The following is a 17,469-nucleotide window of genomic DNA, read 5'->3' as shown; positions in this document are numbered from 1 at the left end:
GTGATCATGCCCGCACCAACTGCCGCAAGTCCCTGGTACAAGCACCTTTGGCCGTGGATCATCATCGCCATCCTGGCGTGTTCCGTGACCCTGACCTTGTCCATGGTGACGATCGCGGTGAACAACCCGGACAACCTGGTCAATGACAACTATTACGAGGCCGGCAAAGGCATCAACCGCTCCCTCGATCGTGAACTGCTGGCGCAGACCCTGCTGCTGCGCGCCAGCGTTCATCTGGACGATGTGACCGGCGAAGTCGATCTGCGCCTGAGCGGCAACAGCCAGCCCAAAACCCTGGAGCTGAACCTGATCTCGCCGACCCAGCCCGAGAAGGATCGCAAGATTACCCTGGCGCGCAGCGAAACCGAACAGGGCCGCTACATTGGCCAACTGAACGACAAGGTCGATGGTCGCCGCTTTGTAGAACTGCTGGGCGTACAGGACGACAAGACCTGGCGCATGTTCGAAGAAGAACAGGTCAGCCATGACAAGGATTTGCTGCTGGGTGATGAGCCGCTGCAAGGCGCCGAAGACCTGAAGAAGTAAAAGCCTGCGGCTTCGCGCATCGCGAGCAAGCTCGCTCCCACAGGGTTTTGTGAACGCCACAAATCCAATGTGGGAGCGAGCTTGCTCGCGATGAGGCCCTTCCGGACGATATAGACTTCACCTCATGACCACTCCACTCCCCTGCTACCACTGCGCCCTGCCCGTCCCGGCCGGCAGCCGCTTCACCGCTGCCGTCCTCGGTGAAGCCCGCGAGTTCTGCTGCCCGGGTTGCCAGGCCGTGGCCGAAGCAATCGTGGCCGGCGGCCTGGAAAGCTATTACCAGCATCGCAGCGAGTCATCGGCCAACCCCGAAGCGCTGCCGGTGCAGTTGGTGGACGAACTGGCGCTGTACGACCGCGCCGATGTACAAGCACCCTTCGTCCGCCACGAAGGCGACCTCGCCGAAACCACTCTGTTGATGGAAGGCATCAGTTGCGCCGCTTGCGGCTGGTTGATCGAGAAACACCTGCGCGGCTTGCCGGCGGTGGCCGAGGCGCGCCTGAACCTGTCCAACCATCGTCTGCACGTACGCTGGGCTGACGCGCAGCTGCCGCTGAGCCAGCTGCTCAGCGAATTGCGCCATATCGGCTACACCGCCCACCCGTATCAAGCCGACCGCGCCAGCGAACAACTGGCCAGCGAAAACCGCCTGGCCCTGCGCCAACTCGGCGTGGCCGGGCTGCTGTGGTTCCAGGCGATGATGGCGACCATGGCCACCTGGCCGGAATTCAACATCGATCTCAGCCCCGAGCTGCACACTATCCTGCGTTGGGTCGCGTTATTTCTCACCACCCCGATCGTGTTCTACAGCTGCGCGCCATTCTTCAAAGGCGCGATGCGCGACTTGCGCACCCGCCACCTGACCATGGACGTCTCGGTCTCGCTGGCCATTGGCAGTGCTTATATCGCCGGGATCTGGACTTCGATCACCGGCGTCGGAGAACTGTATTTCGATGCGGTGGGCATGTTCGCGCTGTTCCTGCTGGCCGGACGGTATCTGGAACGCCGTGCCCGCGAACGCACCGCCGCCGCCACTGCGCAACTCGTCAATCTGTTACCCGCCTCGTGCCTGCGCCTGAGTGCCGACGGTCAGAGCGAGCGAATCCTGCTCAGCGAACTGCGCGTCGGCGATCAAGTGCTGGTGCATCCCGGCGCAATCCTTCCGGCTGACGGTAAGATCCTCGACGGTCAGTCGAACATCGACGAATCCCTGCTGACCGGCGAATACCTGCCACAGCCGCGCACACCGGGCGATGCGGTCACCGCCGGCACCCTGAATGTCGAAGGTGCATTGACCGTGGAAGTCCTGGCGCTGGGTCAAGACACCCGACTGTCCGCCATCGTCCGCCTGCTGGACCGTGCTCAGGCCGAGAAGCCGCGACTGGCAGAAATCGCCGACCGCGCCGCGCAATGGTTCCTGCTGCTATCGCTGATTGCCGCTGCCGTCATCGGCCTGATCTGGTGGGAACTGGATTCGTCGCGGGCCTTCTGGATTGTGTTGGCGATGCTCGTTGCGACATGCCCGTGCGCCTTGTCCCTCGCCACGCCGACCGCCCTCACTGCCGCCACCGGAACACTGCACAAACTGGGTTTGCTGCTGACTCGCGGCCATGTGCTGGAAGGCCTGAACCAGATCGACACGGTGATTTTCGACAAGACCGGCACGCTGACGGAAGGTCGCCTGGCCTTGCGTTCGATTCGCCCGCTCGGCGCACTCAACAGCGATCAATGCCTGAGCCTGGCCGCGGCCCTGGAAAACCGCTCTGAACATCCGATCGCCCGCGCATTTGGCCGCGCGCCGCTCGCTGCCGAAGAAGTCCACAGCACGCCGGGGCTGGGCCTCGAAGGGTTGGTCGGCGAGCAACGCCTGCGCATCGGCCAACCGGGTTTTGTCTGTGAACTCAGTGGCGCTGCCGTGCCGTTGATGCCGGATGAAGCCGGTCAATGGCTGTTGCTCGGCGACAGCCAGGGGCCGTTGGCATGGTTTGTTCTCGACGACCGCCTGCGCGCCGACGCACCCGCGCTGCTCGCCGCCTGCAAGTCTCGCGGCTGGCGCACGCTGTTGCTGTCCGGTGACAGCTCGCCGATGGTCGCCAGTGTCGCCGCGGAACTCGGCATCGATGAAGCCCTCGGCGGCTTGCGTCCGGACGACAAATTGCAGGTCCTGCAACAGCTGCACAAGGAAGGCCGCAAGGTGTTGATGCTCGGTGACGGCGTCAACGACGTGCCAGTGCTGGCCGCCGCCGACATCAGCGTGGCCATGGGTTCGGCCACCGACCTGGCGAAAACCAGTGCCGACGCGGTATTGCTGTCGAACCGCCTCGATGCATTGGTCCAAGCCTTCAGCCTCGCTCGGCGCACCCGTCGGGTAATCATCGAGAACCTGCTGTGGGCCGGGCTGTACAATGGCCTCATGTTGCCGTTCGCCGCCCTCGGCTGGATCACGCCGGTATGGGCCGCGGTCGGCATGTCCATCAGTTCGTTGACCGTGGTGCTGAACGCCCTGCGCCTGACTCGCATGCCCAATGCGCCTGCGGTCAGCGCCACGCCAGAAACCCGCCCGCTGCCGGCCTGAGCCGCGCGGGCATGGAGTCCAGATGCCAGCTCTCTACGTGATGATCCCGGCCGCGCTGCTGATCGTGGCCATCGCCATTTACATCTTCTTCTGGGCAGTCGACAGCGGTCAGTACGACGACCTCGACGGCCCGGCCCACAGCATTCTGTTCGACGACCAGGACCCTAACCACAAGGCGGCCGTCGACGAGGCCAGCGGCCATCCGGCCAAACCGGACGACAAGGCCCCACCCCATGCTTGAGTTGGCGCCGCTGCTGGTGTCTGCGGTGATTCTCGGTCTGCTCGGTGGCGGGCATTGCCTGGGCATGTGCGGCGGTTTGATGGGCGCGCTGACCCTGGCGATTCCCAAGGAGCAACGCAGCCGACGCTTTCGACTGCTGCTGGCCTACAACCTGGGGCGAATTCTCAGCTATGCAACGGCCGGCCTGCTGATCGGCCTGGCCGGCTGGGCGGTGGCCAATAGCCCGGCGGCGATGTTCATGCGCGTCATCGCCGGATTGCTGTTGGTCGCCATGGGCCTGTACCTCGCCGGTTGGTGGAGCGGCCTGACCCGCATCGAAAGCCTCGGTCGCGGCCTGTGGCGGCATATCCAGCCAGTTGCCAATAAACTGCTGCCGGTGTCGAGCGTACCCCGCGCGTTGCTGCTGGGCGCGCTCTGGGGCTGGCTGCCGTGCGGGTTGGTTTACAGCACGTTGCTGTGGTCGGCGAGTCAGGGCAATGCGCTGGACAGTGCGCTTTTGATGCTCGCGTTCGGGCTGGGCACCTGGCCAGTGTTACTCGCCACGGGGCTGGCGGCTGAACGGGTCACGGCGTTGTTGCGCAAGCGTAGCGTGCGGATGGCTGGCGGATTACTGGTGATGTTGTTCGGAGTCTGGACCTTGCCGGGCCCGCATCAGCATTGGTTGATGGGCCATTAAATCAGCGGCGCACCCATCGCGAGCAAGCTCGCTCCCACAGGTTTTGTGAACACTGCAAATCCCTGTGGGAGCGAGCTTGCTCCGGGCGGCGATCCGACGATGAGGCCCTCACTGACAACACAGATCTGGACCTTGATGCAAATCAAGATACCCCACCGCGCCTCCCCATAGACTCGCTGACACTGCCAGCCTATCCGGGGGAATGCCCGCATGTTGCTCGACGCCATTCGTTGGGACACCGATCTGATCCGCCGTTATGACCTGGCGGGCCCGCGTTACACCTCGTATCCGACCGCCTTGCAATTCGACAGTCATATCGGCACCTTCGACCTGTTCCATGCGCTGCGCGAAAGCCGTAAGGCCCTGCGTCCGTTGTCGCTGTACGTGCATGTGCCGTTCTGCGCGAACATCTGCTACTACTGCGCCTGCAACAAAGTCATCACCAAGGATCGCGGCCGGGCCCTGCCCTATTTGCAGCGTCTGGAGCAGGAAATCCAGTTGATCGCCTGCCACCTCGATCCCGCGCAGAAAGTCGAGCAACTGCATTTCGGCGGCGGCACCCCGACCTTTCTCAATCACGATGAACTGCGCCAATTGATGGCCCAGTTGCGCAAAAGCTTCAACTTGCTGGACGACGATTCCGGCGACTATGGCATCGAAATCGACCCTCGCGAAGCCGACTGGTCGACCATGGGCCTGCTCCGTGAACTGGGTTTCAACCGGGTCAGTATCGGTCTGCAAGACCTCGACCCGGCGGTGCAGCGGGCGGTCAATCGCCTGCAAAGCCTGGAAGAAACCCGCGCGGTGATCGACGCTGCCCGCACGCTGCAGTTTCGCTCGATCAACATTGACCTGATCTACGGCTTGCCGAGACAGACACCCGAGAATTTCGCCCGCACCGTCGATGAAGTCATCAACCTGCAACCGGACCGCCTCTCGGTGTTCAACTACGCGCACCTGCCGGAACGCTTCATGCCACAACGGCGAATCAACAGCGACGAGCTGCCGACACCGGCGCAGAAACTGGAAATGCTCCAGGGCACCATCGAGCAGCTGACCAAGGCCGGTTACCGCTACATCGGCATGGACCACTTCGCGCTACCCGACGATGAACTCGCGATTGCTCAGGAAGAATCGACCCTGCAACGCAACTTCCAGGGCTACACCACCCACGGTCATTGCGACTTGATTGGCCTGGGCGTCTCCGCCATCAGCCAGATCGGCGACTTGTATTGCCAGAACAGCAGCGACCTCAATCAGTACCAGAACACGCTGGCCAGCGCGCAGTTGGCCACCAGCCGTGGTCTGCTGTGCAACGCCGATGACCGCCTGCGACGTGCGGTCATCCAACAACTGATCTGTAATTTCAGCCTGGAATTCGCCGAGATCGAACACACCTTCAACATCGACTTTCAGGGTTACTTCGGCGAACTCTGGCCACAGTTGCAGGGAATGGCCGAAGACGGCCTGATCGAACTGGATAACGAACGGATCACCGTACTGCCCGCCGGACGATTGCTGGTGCGTTCGGTGTGCATGGTGTTCGACGCGTACCTGGAACAGCAGAATCGCCAGCGGTTTTCACGGGTGATCTAGCCATCACCTCACTTGTCGGTCTACTTAACGCTGACTTTACGACCCTGCGACAAAATCGCCGCGTGCCTGAATGTCCTCCCGTGGGTTACCCTTACGGCTTATGTGTGTTTTCCCACAAGGATTGAAGAAATGTCCGAGCCAGTAAAGCTGCGCGCTCATAGTCAGGCCCATTGCAAGGATTGCAGCCTGGCCCCCCTCTGCTTGCCACTTTCTTTGAATCTGGAAGACATGGATGCGCTGGACGAAATCGTTAAACGTGGCCGCCCGCTGAAAAAGGGCGAATTCCTGTTCCGCCAGGGCGACACCTTCGATTCCGTTTATGCAGTACGCTCTGGCGCCCTGAAGACCTTCAGTCTGAGCGATGGCGGCGAAGAACAACTCACCGGTTTCCACCTGCCGAGCGAACTGGTCGGCCTGTCGGGCATGGACACCGAAAAACACCCGGTCTCGGCGCAAGCCATGGAAACCACATCGGTGTGTGAAATCCCTTTCGAACGCCTCGACGAACTCGCGCTGCAACTGCCGCAACTGCGCCGTCAGTTGATGCGCGTGATGAGTCGCGAGATTCGCGACGATCAGCAAATGATGTTGCTGCTGTCGAAGAAAACCGCCGACGAGCGCATCGCCACGTTCCTGGTCAACCTGTCGGCCCGTTTCCGCGCCAGGGGCTTCTCGGCCAACCAGTTCCGCCTGAGCATGTCGCGCAACGAAATCGGCAATTACCTGGGCCTGGCGGTGGAAACCGTGTCCCGGGTGTTCACGCGCTTCCAGCAAAACGAACTGATCGCCGCTGAAGGCAAGGAAATCCATATCCTCGACCCGATCCAGCTCTGCGCCCTGGCCGGCGGTTCGCTGGAAGGCTGATTTCGGCGAGTGCGGCTGAGCGAAACGGTTCAGCCGCCGTTATACTGCGTCGTTTGCAGCCTGCCAGGATTCTTCGACTATGGCCTTCGACTCCTTCGACATCAAATCCCTCATCCGCCCCGTGATCGACTTTCCCAAGCCGGGCGTGATCTTTCGCGACATTACCCCGCTGTTCCAGTCCCCCACGGCCCTGCGCCTGGTGATGGACAGCTTTGCCCATCGTTATGTCGAGGCCGACTTCACCCACATCGGCGCGATGGACGCGCGTGGTTTTCTGATCGGTTCGGTCCTTGCCTATCAACTGAACAAGCCACTGGTGTTGTTCCGCAAGCAAGGCAAACTGCCGGCCGACGTGCTGGCAGAGGGTTATGCGACCGAATACGGCGAAGCGTTCCTCGAAGTCCACGCCGACAGCCTGTGCGAGGGCGATTCGGTGGTGATGTTCGATGACCTGATCGCCACGGGCGGTACGCTGATTGCGGCGGCAAACCTGATTCGACGCATGGGTGCTCGGGTTCATGAAGCGGCGGCGATCATTGATTTGCCGGAGCTGGGCGGGTCGCAGCGTTTGGAAGACATGGGGATTCCGACTTTCTGCCTGACGCAGTTTGCGCTGAGCGATAAGTGAGGCGGCGCCTGCACCGACGCCTTCGCGGGCAAGCCTCGCTCCTACAGATAATGCGGTGCTCTTGTAGGAGCGAGGCTTGCCCGCGAAAGCGTCATCTGCAACACCGCAAAGACTCAAAGCCCCATCTGCTTACTGATGATCTCGTTCATCACTTCCCGAGTCCCGCCACCGATCGACAGTATCCGATTGTCCCGGTACAACCTCTCCACCAGGCTCTCACGCATGTAGCCGAGACCACCCAGAATCTGCACCGCATCCGTAGTAATCCGATCAGCCGTGTCAGTCGCAAAATTTTTGGCCATGGAAATCTCCTTGATCACACTCTGCCCCGCCGCCATTTTCGCTGCCTGGCGGTAGGTGAATTCCCGTGACACTTCCAGCGCCGTGGCCATTTCGGCAAGGCGATGCTTGAGTACCTGAAACTTGCCGATGGGTTTACCGAATGCTTCGCGTTGGCGAGCCCATTTCAAGCTCTCTTCCAGCGCCATTTGGGCGGTCATGTTGGCCATTAGCGCCAGCGCCAGGCGTTCGCTCTGGAAGTTGCCCATGATGCAGGCAAAGCCCATGTTTTCGGCGCCGATCAGATTTCCTACAGGTACCCGGCAATCGTCGAAGAACAGCTCGGCGGTGTCCGACGCCCACCAGCCCATTTTCTTTAAGCGCCGGCCGACCGTAAAACCGGGCGCGCCCTTCTCGATCAACAGCAGGCTGATGCCACCGAAACCCGGCGCACCGGTGCGCACCGCGACGGTGTAGAAATCCGCGCGGACGCCACTGGTGATAAAGGTTTTGCTGCCGCTGACCCGGTAGACGTCGCCGTCACGCACAGCGCGGGTTTGCAGGTTGGCGACGTCAGAGCCACCACTGGGCTCGGTAACCGCCAGGGCGCTGATTTTCTCGCCGGCAAGCACCTGCGGCACAACGCGATCGCGCACTTCAGGCCTGGCCCACTTGAGGATCGGCGGCAGGCCGATGTCCAGCGAGCCGAGCCCCGCCACCAAGCCGCCGGAGCCGCAGCGCATCAGCTCTTCGCTGGCGGCGACCTTGGCGAACAGATCGCCTTCGTGGCTGCCACCCAGGGCTTCGGGATAACCGACCCCCAAAATCCCCGCAGCTCCGGCCTTTTGGTAGAGCTCACGGGGAAAGCTTTCGGCTTCTTCCCACTGGTCGATGTCCGGCAAGATCTCGCGCTCGACGAAACGTCTGACGCTGTCGCGGACCAATTGGTGGCTGGGGTCGAAGTATTCCTGAAAGGCAGGCATCGGCAAGCTCCACTGAAGGTTCAGCGAAGTTAACCGAGCGCTTGCTTGGTTTTCAACAGGATTGTGTGAATCAGATGAACCGAGGTGCGCCCTTCGCGGGCAAGCCTCGCTCCTTGTATGTTGACCCTGACTCCAGCGAGAGAGGTTACGCTCAAGGATTCATTCAACAGCAAGTGCGTTTCTGGGGGAGGCCGATCGCTCCTGAAGGCAGGATTTGCTCCTGACCTTGTCTGTAGAGAGGCCCCCCCGCCTCATTGCCCACCACGAAGAGTATCGAGAAGCCGACAAGTCGGACTTCGCATTACAAGGTTGCAGTGGCATGAAGTTCGAGGTCGGGGGAACCGGAAGCAATCTTACCTAAAGTCAGGGAAGTGAAAAGCATGAATACTCATGTCGGCATAGACATTGGTGCCAAAACGTCTGCCATGGGATGGCGGCAGAACGGCAAAACAGTCGGCCAGTGGGACATTCAGCACACGCCCAAGGGTCGTAAGGCCGCGGTGAATAAGATGATGGGCCTCAAACCGCTGAGCGTGGTCATGGAGGCCACCGGTATTTACTACCTGGATCTTGCGTTGGAGTTGCATGCCGCCGGCTTACCGGTCTCGGTGATCAACCCAAAAAGCTTCCACAACTTTGCCAAGTTGATGTTGCAAAACAGCAAGACTGACCAGATCGATGCGCAGTTGCTGGCTGAATATGGCGAGCGCATGGCACCCAGGCTTTGGGTCCCGCCTACGGCGGATCAAATGATGCTGCGTGCGATTGGCCGTCATATCAATCGACTGATTGGCCATCGGACCAGAGCCAAGAATGAGCTGCATGCGCTACAAGCGACAGATACGAGTATTGAGTTGCTAATCGCAGATGAGAAAGACGCGATTGCTGCATTGGATATACGCGTTGACCGTTTGAAAAAGGCTGCGCGCGACGCCATCGCCAAGTGCCCGAACCTGACCTTGCAGTTTCGCTGCATGATGGCGGCACCCGGCGTGGGAGAGGCTTCAGCGATTGCTGCACTGGCTGAGTTGACGACGCTACCTGTAACGCTCAAATCGGCACAGGTGAGCCGTTATGCGGGGCTGGACGTGAGATTGACCCAGTCAGGAACAAGTGTGAACCGCCCTGGCCGAATGTCGAAATGTGGCAACGCCTACTTACGCGCAGCGATGTTCATGCCGGCAATGACGGCAATCCGTTGCGATGAGAACGTGAAAGCCTTCTACGAAGCTCTGGTGGCTCGGGGCAAGAAGAAAATGCAAGCCATCGGAGCAGTGATGCGCAAGTACCTGACGGGTTTATGGGCTTGCATGCGCTCCGGCGAAGAATTTGATACGGCCAAGCTTTTTAGCGAAAAACATCTCGCGAAAGCTTGACCGTGAACAGAGTATCTACAGGGGATCACATTTCTCTGTAGGAGCGAGGCTTGCCCGCGAAGGCATCCGTTCAGGCGCTACAAGGTAATGGGCTTACGCCCGGCAAACGAATGCGCCAACGTCCCGCCATCCACCAATTCCAGCTCGCCACCCAATGGCACGCCGTGGGCGATACGCGAGGCGATCAGGCCTTTGTTGCTGAGCAATTGGGCAATGTAGTGCGCTGTGGCTTCACCTTCCACGGTCGGGTTGGTCGCAAGGATGACTTCAGTGAACGTGCCCGCTTCCTCGATCCGCGCCAGCAGTTGCGGAATACCGATGGCTTCCGGCCCGAGTCCGTCGAGCGGCGACAGATGGCCCTTGAGCACGAAGTAGCGACCACGGAAACCGGTCTGCTCCACCGCGTAGACGTCCATCGGTCCTTCCACCACGCAGAGCACGGTGTCGTCGCGACGGGTATCGGCGCATTGCGGGCAGAGGTCATCTTCCGTCAGCGTGCGGCACAACCGGCAATGGCCCACCCCTTCCATGGCCTGGCTCAGTGCCAGGGCCAGTCGCGAGCCGCCGCTGCGATCACGTTCGAGCAACTGCAACGCCATGCGCTGAGCGGTTTTCTGACCCACACCTGGCAAAATTCGCAGGGCGTCGATCAGTTGGCGAATCAAAGGGCTGAAGCTCATGGGGAAAAGTCCGACAAAACAACGAGACGCGGTTTATACCCGCGCCTCTGTTTAGCGTCAATTACTCAGTCCGGGGCGACCCGCACAACCAGTTTGCCGAGGTTGCGTCCTTCCAGCAGACCGATGAACGCTTCGGGTGCCTGCTCCGACCGTTGTGGCGGTTTCGCGTTCGATGTTTCTGGTCCCGATCATTCCCACGCAGAGCGTGGAATGATCAGTGTGCGGCAGAAACAAAAATGCCAGGCGCGATGCCTGGCATTTTTTTGTAGCCCATCCGACGCGCTTTAGCGAATCAGAATGGCAGCTTCATACCCGGTGGCAGTTGCATGCCAGCGGTCATGCCGGACATCTTGTCCTGGCTGTTGGCTTCGATCTTGCGAACGGCATCGTTGACGGCGGCGGCGAACACAGCCTCCAGCATCTCTTTGTCGTCTTCGCTCAAGCCTTCGACCAGGCTTGGATCGATGGTCACGCGCTTGACGTCGTGACGACCTGTCATCACCACGGTGACCATATCGCCACCGGCTTTACCGGTGACTTCGGCGTTGGCCAGCTCTTCCTGCATCTTGGCCATTTTTTCCTGCATCTGCTGCGCCTGCTTCATCAGGCCGGCCATGCCACCTTTCATCATGGGAATCACCTCAAAAGTACTTGGATAAAAACAGCGCCCGGCCCGTTCGGCCGAACGTCTTCAGTATTAGCCCTGAGTGACCAGGGTCTCGACAGGTTCAATAGTATCGTTACGGACGACCGCACCGAACTGCTGCATCATTTGCTGGATGAACGGATCACCGTGGATCGACTCTTCCGCCTCGCGCTGACGGTTCGCACGGCGCCGGGACCCGGCCTGGGCCGGGGTTTCCTGCTCGGGCTTGATCAGCTCCATGCTCAGGTTCAGCGTACGCCCATGAAACTGATTCAACGCATCGTTCAAGCGACGCTGTTGAGTCGCGTTGAACAACGCGCTGTGGGCCGGGTCCAGGTGCATCAGCCAGTTGTCACCCTCGACGGCGATCAGCGTGCAGTTGGCGGCGATACTGCCGGTCATGCCGGAGATCGGCAGTTTCGGGAACAGCTCCAGCCATTGCAGTGCCAGACCGGTGGCCGGCATGGCGGCCGGTTCTGGCTCGGGTTCCGGCACTGGCTCGGCGGTGTGTTCGCTGGCCAGTTCGTCGAGGTAGCTGTAGGCCGATTCCATATCCGGCTCGATGTAATCCTCGTCCAGCGGCGGCTCGTCGTCCAGGTCCATGCCCGGCGTCGCGGCGTCGACTTCGGCCACCGACGGCTCTGGAATCGGCGCAGCGGCCCACTCCGGTGCGTCTGGCACCACGCTGTCGGGGGTCGGCAATGGCATCGGCGCCAGTTCGGGTTGTTCGGCGGAAGTTTCCAGCACCGGCTCGACGGCGGGTTCCTGAACGACTTCGGGTTCTATCGGGTCGTTCCAGGGCAGATCGACGATTGCTTCGACCGCTACTGCCTCAACCACAGGCTCGGGCACGACGACGGGCGCAACTGGCTCAGGCTCGGGCGATCGCACTGGAGCAACCACCGCCGCAACCGGCGCAGGTGCAACTGTTACCACTGCCGGTGCAACTGCCGTAGCGACTACCGGCGCAACAACGGGCGCGGCAGCCACTGAGTGTGCGGAATCAACTGTGGCCTGGCTGATCCCCACCGGCTTTAGCGGTTGCCTGGGAGCGTCCGCGGTGTCTGCCGGTCGGAACGCGAGCATTCTCAGCAAGACCATTTCGAAACCACCGCGCGGGTCCGGCGCCAGCGGCAAGTCGCGACGACCGATCAGGCCCATCTGGTAATAAAACTGCACGTCTTCTGCCGGCAAGGCCTGGGCCAGCGCCAGCACCCGATCACGGTCGCCATGACCGTTGTCGACGCCTTCAGGCAGGGCCTGGGCGATGGCGACACGGTGCAGCACGTTGAGAATTTCCGAGAGCACGCCGTTCCAGTCCGGGCCTTGCTCGGCCAAGTGACGGACGGCTTCGAGCAAGGCCTTGGCGTCGCCTTCGATCAGCGCATGCAGAACGTCATAGACCTGACCGTGATCGAGCGTGCCGAGCATCGCCCGTACGTCGACAGCCATGACTTTGCCTTCACCGAAGGCGATCGCCTGGTCGGTCAGGCTCATCGCATCGCGCATCGAACCGTCGGCAGCACGGCCCAACAGCCACAGCGCGTCGTCTTCGAACGGCACGTTCTCGACACCCAGCACGTGGGTCAAATGCTCGACCACCCGCTCCGGCGTCATGTTCTTCAGAGAGAACTGCAGGCACCGCGAAAGAATCGTTGCAGGAAGTTTCTGCGGATCGGTGGTCGCCAGGATGAACTTGACGTAGGGCGGCGGCTCTTCAAGGGTTTTCAACAGCGCATTGAAGGAATGGCTGGAAAGCATGTGCACTTCGTCGATCAGGTAGACCTTGAAGCGCCCACGGCTCGGCGCGTACTGCACGTTGTCGAGCAGTTCGCGGGTGTCTTCGACCTTGGTCCGGCTCGCGGCGTCGATCTCGATCAGGTCGACGAAGCGGCCCTCATCGATCTCACGGCACACCGAACACTCGCCGCAAGGTGTTGAAGTGATACCTGTTTCACAGTTCAGGCATTTGGCGATGATCCGCGCGATAGTGGTCTTGCCGACCCCGCGGGTACCGGTAAACAGATAGGCGTGGTGCAGCCGCTGGCTGTCCAAGGCATTGATCAGAGCCTTGAGCACATGGGTCTGGCCGACCATTTCGCGGAACGAGCGCGGACGCCATTTACGTGCAAGAACCTGATAACTCATCGAAAACCGTCGCAACGAAGGAACAGAAGCGGCTAATGCTAGCGGAGCAAGGCCAAAATTGCATCCGGTGCGCTCGTCTAATCTGGCTAAGAGGGTCTTTGCTGCAGGAACAAAGCGTCGGTTGTTATGTGCGCAACGATCCCAAGGTGCCCGTGCAGCGCATTTAGCGCACCTTGCTGCGAATGAAAATGTCCGGTGAAGTCGACGACATTATCCGGCTCTATATTAGCGCGGAGCCGCCCAACGAGCACAATGGCAAGCCTCAGCCCACCTGCTCCAGCATCTGCCATTGCGCCGGCGCGACAAACCCCGCGACCCAGCCCGGCACGTCTGCGGGCGGCATCGGCCGGGCGATGAAATAGCCTTGAGCAACTTCGCAGCCCAGGCGCAGCAGCATTTCACCGTGTTCGATACTTTCCAGCCCTTCGGCGATCACTTGCCGACCAAAGGCCCGAGCCAAGCCAATGACCGCCATGGTCAGGGCCAGATCATCACGATCATTAACGATGTCGCGCACGAACGACTGGTCGATCTTGATGGTTTGGGTTTGCAAACGCTTGAGGTAGCTCAGGGACGAATAACCGGTGCCAAAGTCGCCCAATGAAAACTGCACCCCCAGCGCCTGACAGGCCTGCATACAGTCACTGACATGCTGAATGTTCTCGATCGCCACCGACTCGACAATTTCCAGATCGAGCATCTGCGGAGCCACTTGGGCATGCCGGGCGAGCACGTGTTTGAGCCGGTCGACGAAATCCGCGCGCTGAAAATGTCGCGCCGCAATATTAATGCTGACCGGCCAGCCCTGCCCCGCCTGCTGCCAATGGTGCAACTGCGACAGGACCTGATCCATCACCCATTCACCAATATCGATGATCAGGTCCGTCTCCTCCACCAGCGGCAAAAACTCCCGTGCCGGTACCATGCCCTGTTGCGGATGCTCCCAACGCAACAACGCCTCGAGGCCGACAACCTCACCACGACGCATGTTCACCTTGGGCTGGAAATGCACGCGAAACTCACCGGCAGCCAGCGCCTGGCGCACTAGCTCGACCGTCTGGTGTGTGGCCTTGACCTCCTGATCCCGGGACACGTCGAACAAATGAAAGCGATTACGACCGCTTTGTTTCGCCACGTACATGGCCTGATCGGCATGACGCAACAAAGTTTCGGCATCTTCATTGTCGTGAGGGAACAGGGTGACGCCGATACTGGCAAACACATTGACGCCCTTGCCATGCAGCGAGTACGGCGCCGAAATGGCGCCGAAATGGCGCCGAGCACCCGGCTCAACGCCGCACGCAGTTCCGGCAGACCACGCACGTAACGCAACACCAGCACAAACTCGTCACCGGCCAGCCGCGCCACCACATCTTGGCCGCGCACAATGGCGCGCAAACGCTTGGCCACCTCGACCAACAGCAGATCGCCACTGGCATGCCCGTAGCCATCGTTGACCGCTTTGAAGCCGTCGAGGTCGAGCATGCACACCGCCAGCGGGATTTTTTCGTTCCGGGAGAACTCCAGCGCCTGATCCAGCAAATCCGAGAGAAACGCGCGATTCGGCAGCCCGGTCAGCACGTCATGCCCCACCCGCCATTGCAGTGAGTGCAACAATTGGCGTTTTTCGCTGATGTCGAAACGAATCGAAAGATAACGGTCAACTCGCCCAGTGGCGTCATCGAGCACCGGCACCATGGTGCTCTCGACCCAATACAGGCTGCCATCCTTGGCGCGATTACAAATCTCGCCTTTCCAGACGTTGCCCAAGGCGATGGTGCGCCACATAGCCGCGAAGAAATCAGCGGGGTGCAGACCCGAATTGAGGAGACGATGGTTCTGCCCGAGCAGTTCTTCGCGGCTATAGCCGGACACGGCACAGAATTGATCGTTGACGTGGGTGATCCGGCCGCTCAGATCGGTCTCGGAAAAAATCGCGGCGGCATCCACGGCCCTGCGGTATTTCTCATCCATGAGTCAGGCTCGCTGTGGCTAGCGGTGGTACCGCTCGACCAGTGCAGGATGCCCGGAAGAGATGTTTTTATAGGTAATGCGCAGCAACACGATATCACTCCATGAACAGCGTTTGATGGCCTCCTGACAGCAGAGATCAACTAACCTCAAAGACCCAAAATACCCTTTTTGAGCGGCGATTCTACGAAACGCATCACATTTTGCAAAGCAAGGTGATGGATCATGCAGTTGTCTAATGCAAAAATCTATCGTGAAGTTCTTGATTCTAAATGGGAATTAAGCGATGCAAATTTCAAGTTTGGGTGCGGCCATTCGGCGCTACCGCAAGGTCGCCGGGCTTACTCAGGCTGAACTCGGCGAAAAAACCGGTTTTGACCCCAAAACCATCAGCCGCTTCGAAACCGGCACCTACACCCCCAGCGTGGAAGCCTTGTTCCTGCTTGCCGATGTGTTGGGCGTGAAGCTGAAAGCCTTTTTCGCAGATTCAGGCGATGAAGATGAACAGCGGGCGTATCTGTTCGGTGTCATACATAAAGCCACCCCGAAGGATCTGGGAAAGCTGATTGCGGCGGTTGACCATGCCTTGTCCAAGCCTTAGTGCCAGAAATGAAAAAAGGAGGCCGAGTGTCGCATTCGACAACTCGGCCTCCTTTTATAGGTTCGTTCTGAAAAATCGGAAACGAAAAAACACCGCCCTGGACAAGAACCATGGCAGAGCAACAAGAACGTATTTTTAGAAAGATAACGCGAGAGAGGACTCGCGGTGCGTTATGGAGGCAACCCCACCAGCCACACCCCGGCACACAATGTTCCCGCTGTGGCTGCTTCCTTCCGGATCTGACCAGGTTCACGGGTAATCGTTGCGGGGGGACCGATGGGGTCACCATAACGACGCTCACCTGACGGCGAACGGCGCCATTGTACCTATCTGAGACGAAGTTACAACCGTTCGGGCGGATTAAAAAATATGTGCTGCTTCAAGGACATGCGCAAGCCCTGAAAAGATCGCAGCCTGACGCAGCGCCTACCCCTGCAACACTTCATCCGCCCGGCCGCCCTCCTGCTGGATCACCAGGTGGATGAAGTGCAGCTTGGCAATCACTGCTGGCGGCAGGACAAACGGATAGAAATCCGGCTGACCCATGCTGCGTGACAGCTCATTAAGCATGCCCGCCAGTTCGATCCATGCATTGACGAATGACAGGAACGCGGCACCGCCGGGATGTTGTGGATCGTAGAGCGTGTCGGGCGGAAATGGCTTGTAGTCGAAGTCCATTTCCCGCGCGCTCATGCCGAATCCCAACGCCGTATCCACCGCGTCCATCATGTGCAGGTAATGAGCCCAGGTTTCGGCCCAATCCTCCCAGGGATGCATGGTCGCGTAGGCGCTGACGTAATGTTGCTGCCAGTTGAGCGGTGCGCCTTGCTGGTAATGCCGTTCCAGGGCCTGGGCGTAACTCGCGCGCTCGTCGCCGAAAAGGCTGCGAAATGGTTCCAGCCAATGACTGTTGGCGACCAGCCGATCCCAGTAATAGTGCCCGACCTCATGGCGAAAATGCCCGAGCAGCGTGCGATAAGGCTCATGCATCTGCACCCGAATCTGCTCGCGATGGGCGTCGTCAGCCTCTTTGACATCGAGGGTGATCAAACCGTTGGCGTGACCGGTGGTCGGCGACTTGCCTTCGAGGTCGACACCCATGAAATCGAAGGCCAGGCCGGCCTGTTCGTCCACGGTTTTGGGAATCACCTGCAAACCAAGGCTGACCAACTGTGCGACCAGACGACGCTTCGCCGTTTCAACCTTGCGCCAGCGTTCGTGGTTTTCGGCAATCGACAGGTCGGGGATGGTGTGGTTCAGGCTACAGGCGATGCATAACGCATCGTGGTCATTGGCGGGGAGCAGCCAATTGCACGCGGCCGGGGAATCGAGGTTGGCGCAACGGCGCAAGACACCCGCGTCGGGATCGGCGTCGAGTAACCAGGTATCGGTCTGCAAGCCGGGCTGCAGCGACGACAAGCGACTCTGCTCCGGTTGATAACCCAACGCCGCCGAACAGGCCAGGCACTGACTGTTGCGAAAAAACAGCGACTGCCCGCAGCGGCACTGCCAGACCTTGCTGTTGCGCGAGCTTTCGCCAATGAAGGGTGCAGCGATGCGTGAACTGAGCTGTTCAAAGAAGCGGTACATGGCGATCTCTCCCTGGGGCTTGCCAAGACTAGATCATTCCCGCGTGAAGATCGTTCCCACTCTGCGTGG

At 60.2% G+C, this 17,469-nt stretch carries 14 protein-coding genes, 1 other RNA gene and 3 pseudogenes; 10 read left to right on the top strand and 8 right to left on the bottom strand.

Going from position 1 to position 17,469, the window contains the following annotated elements:
* The first annotated feature begins 6 nt into the window (after nt 1-6).
* The 7 genes from ACYZT7_RS11285 to ACYZT7_RS11255 all read left to right on the top strand — a co-directional run bounded on the left by ACYZT7_RS11285 (nt 7) and on the right by ACYZT7_RS11255 (nt 7,126).
* Nucleotides 7-546 carry a FixH family protein gene (locus tag ACYZT7_RS11285; RefSeq protein ID WP_462041075.1) on the top strand — a complete coding sequence of 180 codons (540 nt, stop codon included), beginning with the start codon at nt 7-9 and terminating at the stop codon, nt 544-546.
* Between the two features lie 124 nt (nt 547-670).
* Entirely contained in the window at nt 671-3,121 is a 2,451-nt protein-coding gene (locus ACYZT7_RS11280) for a heavy metal translocating P-type ATPase (RefSeq protein WP_462041074.1), read from the top strand.
* Nucleotides 3,122-3,143: 22 nt separating this feature from the next.
* Nucleotides 3,144-3,362: a cbb3-type cytochrome oxidase assembly protein CcoS gene (ccoS, locus tag ACYZT7_RS11275; RefSeq protein WP_007905420.1), complete on the top strand. Its 219-nt coding sequence runs from the start codon at nt 3,144-3,146 to the stop codon at nt 3,360-3,362.
* Nucleotides 3,355-4,038 carry a sulfite exporter TauE/SafE family protein gene (locus ACYZT7_RS11270; RefSeq protein ID WP_462041073.1) on the top strand — a complete coding sequence of 228 codons (684 nt, stop codon included), beginning with the start codon at nt 3,355-3,357 and terminating at the stop codon, nt 4,036-4,038. Before ccoS ends, ACYZT7_RS11270 begins: the two co-directional genes overlap by 8 nt.
* A gap of 213 nt (nt 4,039-4,251) precedes the next feature.
* The gene (hemN, locus tag ACYZT7_RS11265; RefSeq protein ID WP_462041773.1) at nt 4,252-5,634 is read left to right on the top strand and encodes an oxygen-independent coproporphyrinogen III oxidase; all 1,383 of its coding nucleotides are present in this window, start codon (nt 4,252-4,254) and stop codon (nt 5,632-5,634) included.
* Nucleotides 5,635-5,763: 129 nt separating this feature from the next.
* Nucleotides 5,764-6,498: a fumarate/nitrate reduction transcriptional regulator Fnr gene (fnr, locus tag ACYZT7_RS11260; RefSeq protein ID WP_462034168.1), complete on the top strand. Its 735-nt coding sequence runs from the start codon at nt 5,764-5,766 to the stop codon at nt 6,496-6,498.
* 79 nt (nt 6,499-6,577) lie between these two features.
* A complete protein-coding gene (locus ACYZT7_RS11255) occupies nt 6,578-7,126 on the top strand; it encodes an adenine phosphoribosyltransferase (RefSeq protein WP_449644301.1) in 549 nt (182 codons plus the stop codon).
* A 113-nt stretch (nt 7,127-7,239) separates the two neighbouring features.
* On the opposite strand, the gene ACYZT7_RS11250 is transcribed toward ACYZT7_RS11255, so the two are convergent.
* Nucleotides 7,240-8,388 (bottom strand): acyl-CoA dehydrogenase family protein, encoded by a 1,149-nt coding sequence (locus ACYZT7_RS11250; protein WP_462041072.1) that lies wholly within the window; start codon nt 8,386-8,388, stop codon nt 7,240-7,242.
* A 380-nt stretch (nt 8,389-8,768) separates the two neighbouring features.
* Here ACYZT7_RS11250 and ACYZT7_RS11245 point away from each other — a divergent pair, with 380 nt between their 5' ends.
* On the top strand, nt 8,769-9,764 hold the full coding sequence (locus ACYZT7_RS11245) for an IS110 family RNA-guided transposase (RefSeq protein ID WP_462030744.1): 996 nt from the start codon (nt 8,769-8,771) through the stop codon (nt 9,762-9,764).
* 77 nt (nt 9,765-9,841) lie between these two features.
* Here the strand turns inward: ACYZT7_RS11245 and recR are convergent, their stop codons facing one another.
* The 4 genes and pseudogenes from recR to dnaX all read right to left on the bottom strand — a co-directional run bounded on the left by recR (nt 9,842) and on the right by dnaX (nt 13,238).
* Complete coding sequence (recR, locus tag ACYZT7_RS11240) at nt 9,842-10,444, bottom strand: recombination mediator RecR (protein ID WP_462041071.1); 603 nt, start codon at nt 10,442-10,444, stop codon at nt 9,842-9,844.
* A gap of 65 nt (nt 10,445-10,509) precedes the next feature.
* Nucleotides 10,510-10,590 (bottom strand): annotated as a pseudogene (locus ACYZT7_RS11235) (hypothetical protein); the annotation flags it as partial.
* Between the two features lie 146 nt (nt 10,591-10,736).
* Nucleotides 10,737-11,075, bottom strand: coding sequence for a YbaB/EbfC family nucleoid-associated protein (locus ACYZT7_RS11230; protein ID WP_008028561.1), 339 nt, complete (start codon nt 11,073-11,075; stop codon nt 10,737-10,739).
* Between the two features lie 66 nt (nt 11,076-11,141).
* Nucleotides 11,142-13,238 carry a DNA polymerase III subunit gamma/tau gene (dnaX, locus tag ACYZT7_RS11225; protein WP_462041070.1) on the bottom strand — a complete coding sequence of 699 codons (2,097 nt, stop codon included), beginning with the start codon at nt 13,236-13,238 and terminating at the stop codon, nt 11,142-11,144.
* 95 nt (nt 13,239-13,333) lie between these two features.
* On the opposite strand from dnaX, the pseudogene ACYZT7_RS11220 reads away from it, so the two are divergent.
* Nucleotides 13,334-13,477, top strand: a pseudogene (locus tag ACYZT7_RS11220) (amino acid ABC transporter substrate-binding protein); the annotation flags it as partial.
* A 23-nt stretch (nt 13,478-13,500) separates the two neighbouring features.
* On the opposite strand, the pseudogene ACYZT7_RS11215 reads toward ACYZT7_RS11220, so the two are convergent.
* Nucleotides 13,501-15,212: pseudogene (locus ACYZT7_RS11215) on the bottom strand (putative bifunctional diguanylate cyclase/phosphodiesterase).
* A 283-nt stretch (nt 15,213-15,495) separates the two neighbouring features.
* Between ACYZT7_RS11215 and ACYZT7_RS11210 the strand changes: the two are divergent.
* Entirely contained in the window at nt 15,496-15,810 is a 315-nt protein-coding gene (locus tag ACYZT7_RS11210; protein WP_462041069.1) for a helix-turn-helix domain-containing protein, read from the top strand.
* 182 nt (nt 15,811-15,992) lie between these two features.
* Here the strand turns inward: ACYZT7_RS11210 and ffs are convergent.
* Together ffs and ACYZT7_RS11200 are read right to left on the bottom strand one after the other, a co-directional pair.
* Nucleotides 15,993-16,089: signal recognition particle sRNA small type (gene ffs / locus ACYZT7_RS11205), an RNA gene on the bottom strand.
* A 147-nt stretch (nt 16,090-16,236) separates the two neighbouring features.
* A complete protein-coding gene (locus ACYZT7_RS11200; protein WP_462041068.1) occupies nt 16,237-17,400 on the bottom strand; it encodes a zinc-binding metallopeptidase family protein in 1,164 nt (387 codons plus the stop codon).
* Nucleotides 17,401-17,469 lie beyond the last annotated feature (69 nt).

The sequence above is a fragment of the Pseudomonas sp. RT4P38 genome, assembly GCF_054897765.1.
This window is presented reverse-complemented; position numbering and strand designations above follow the sequence as displayed.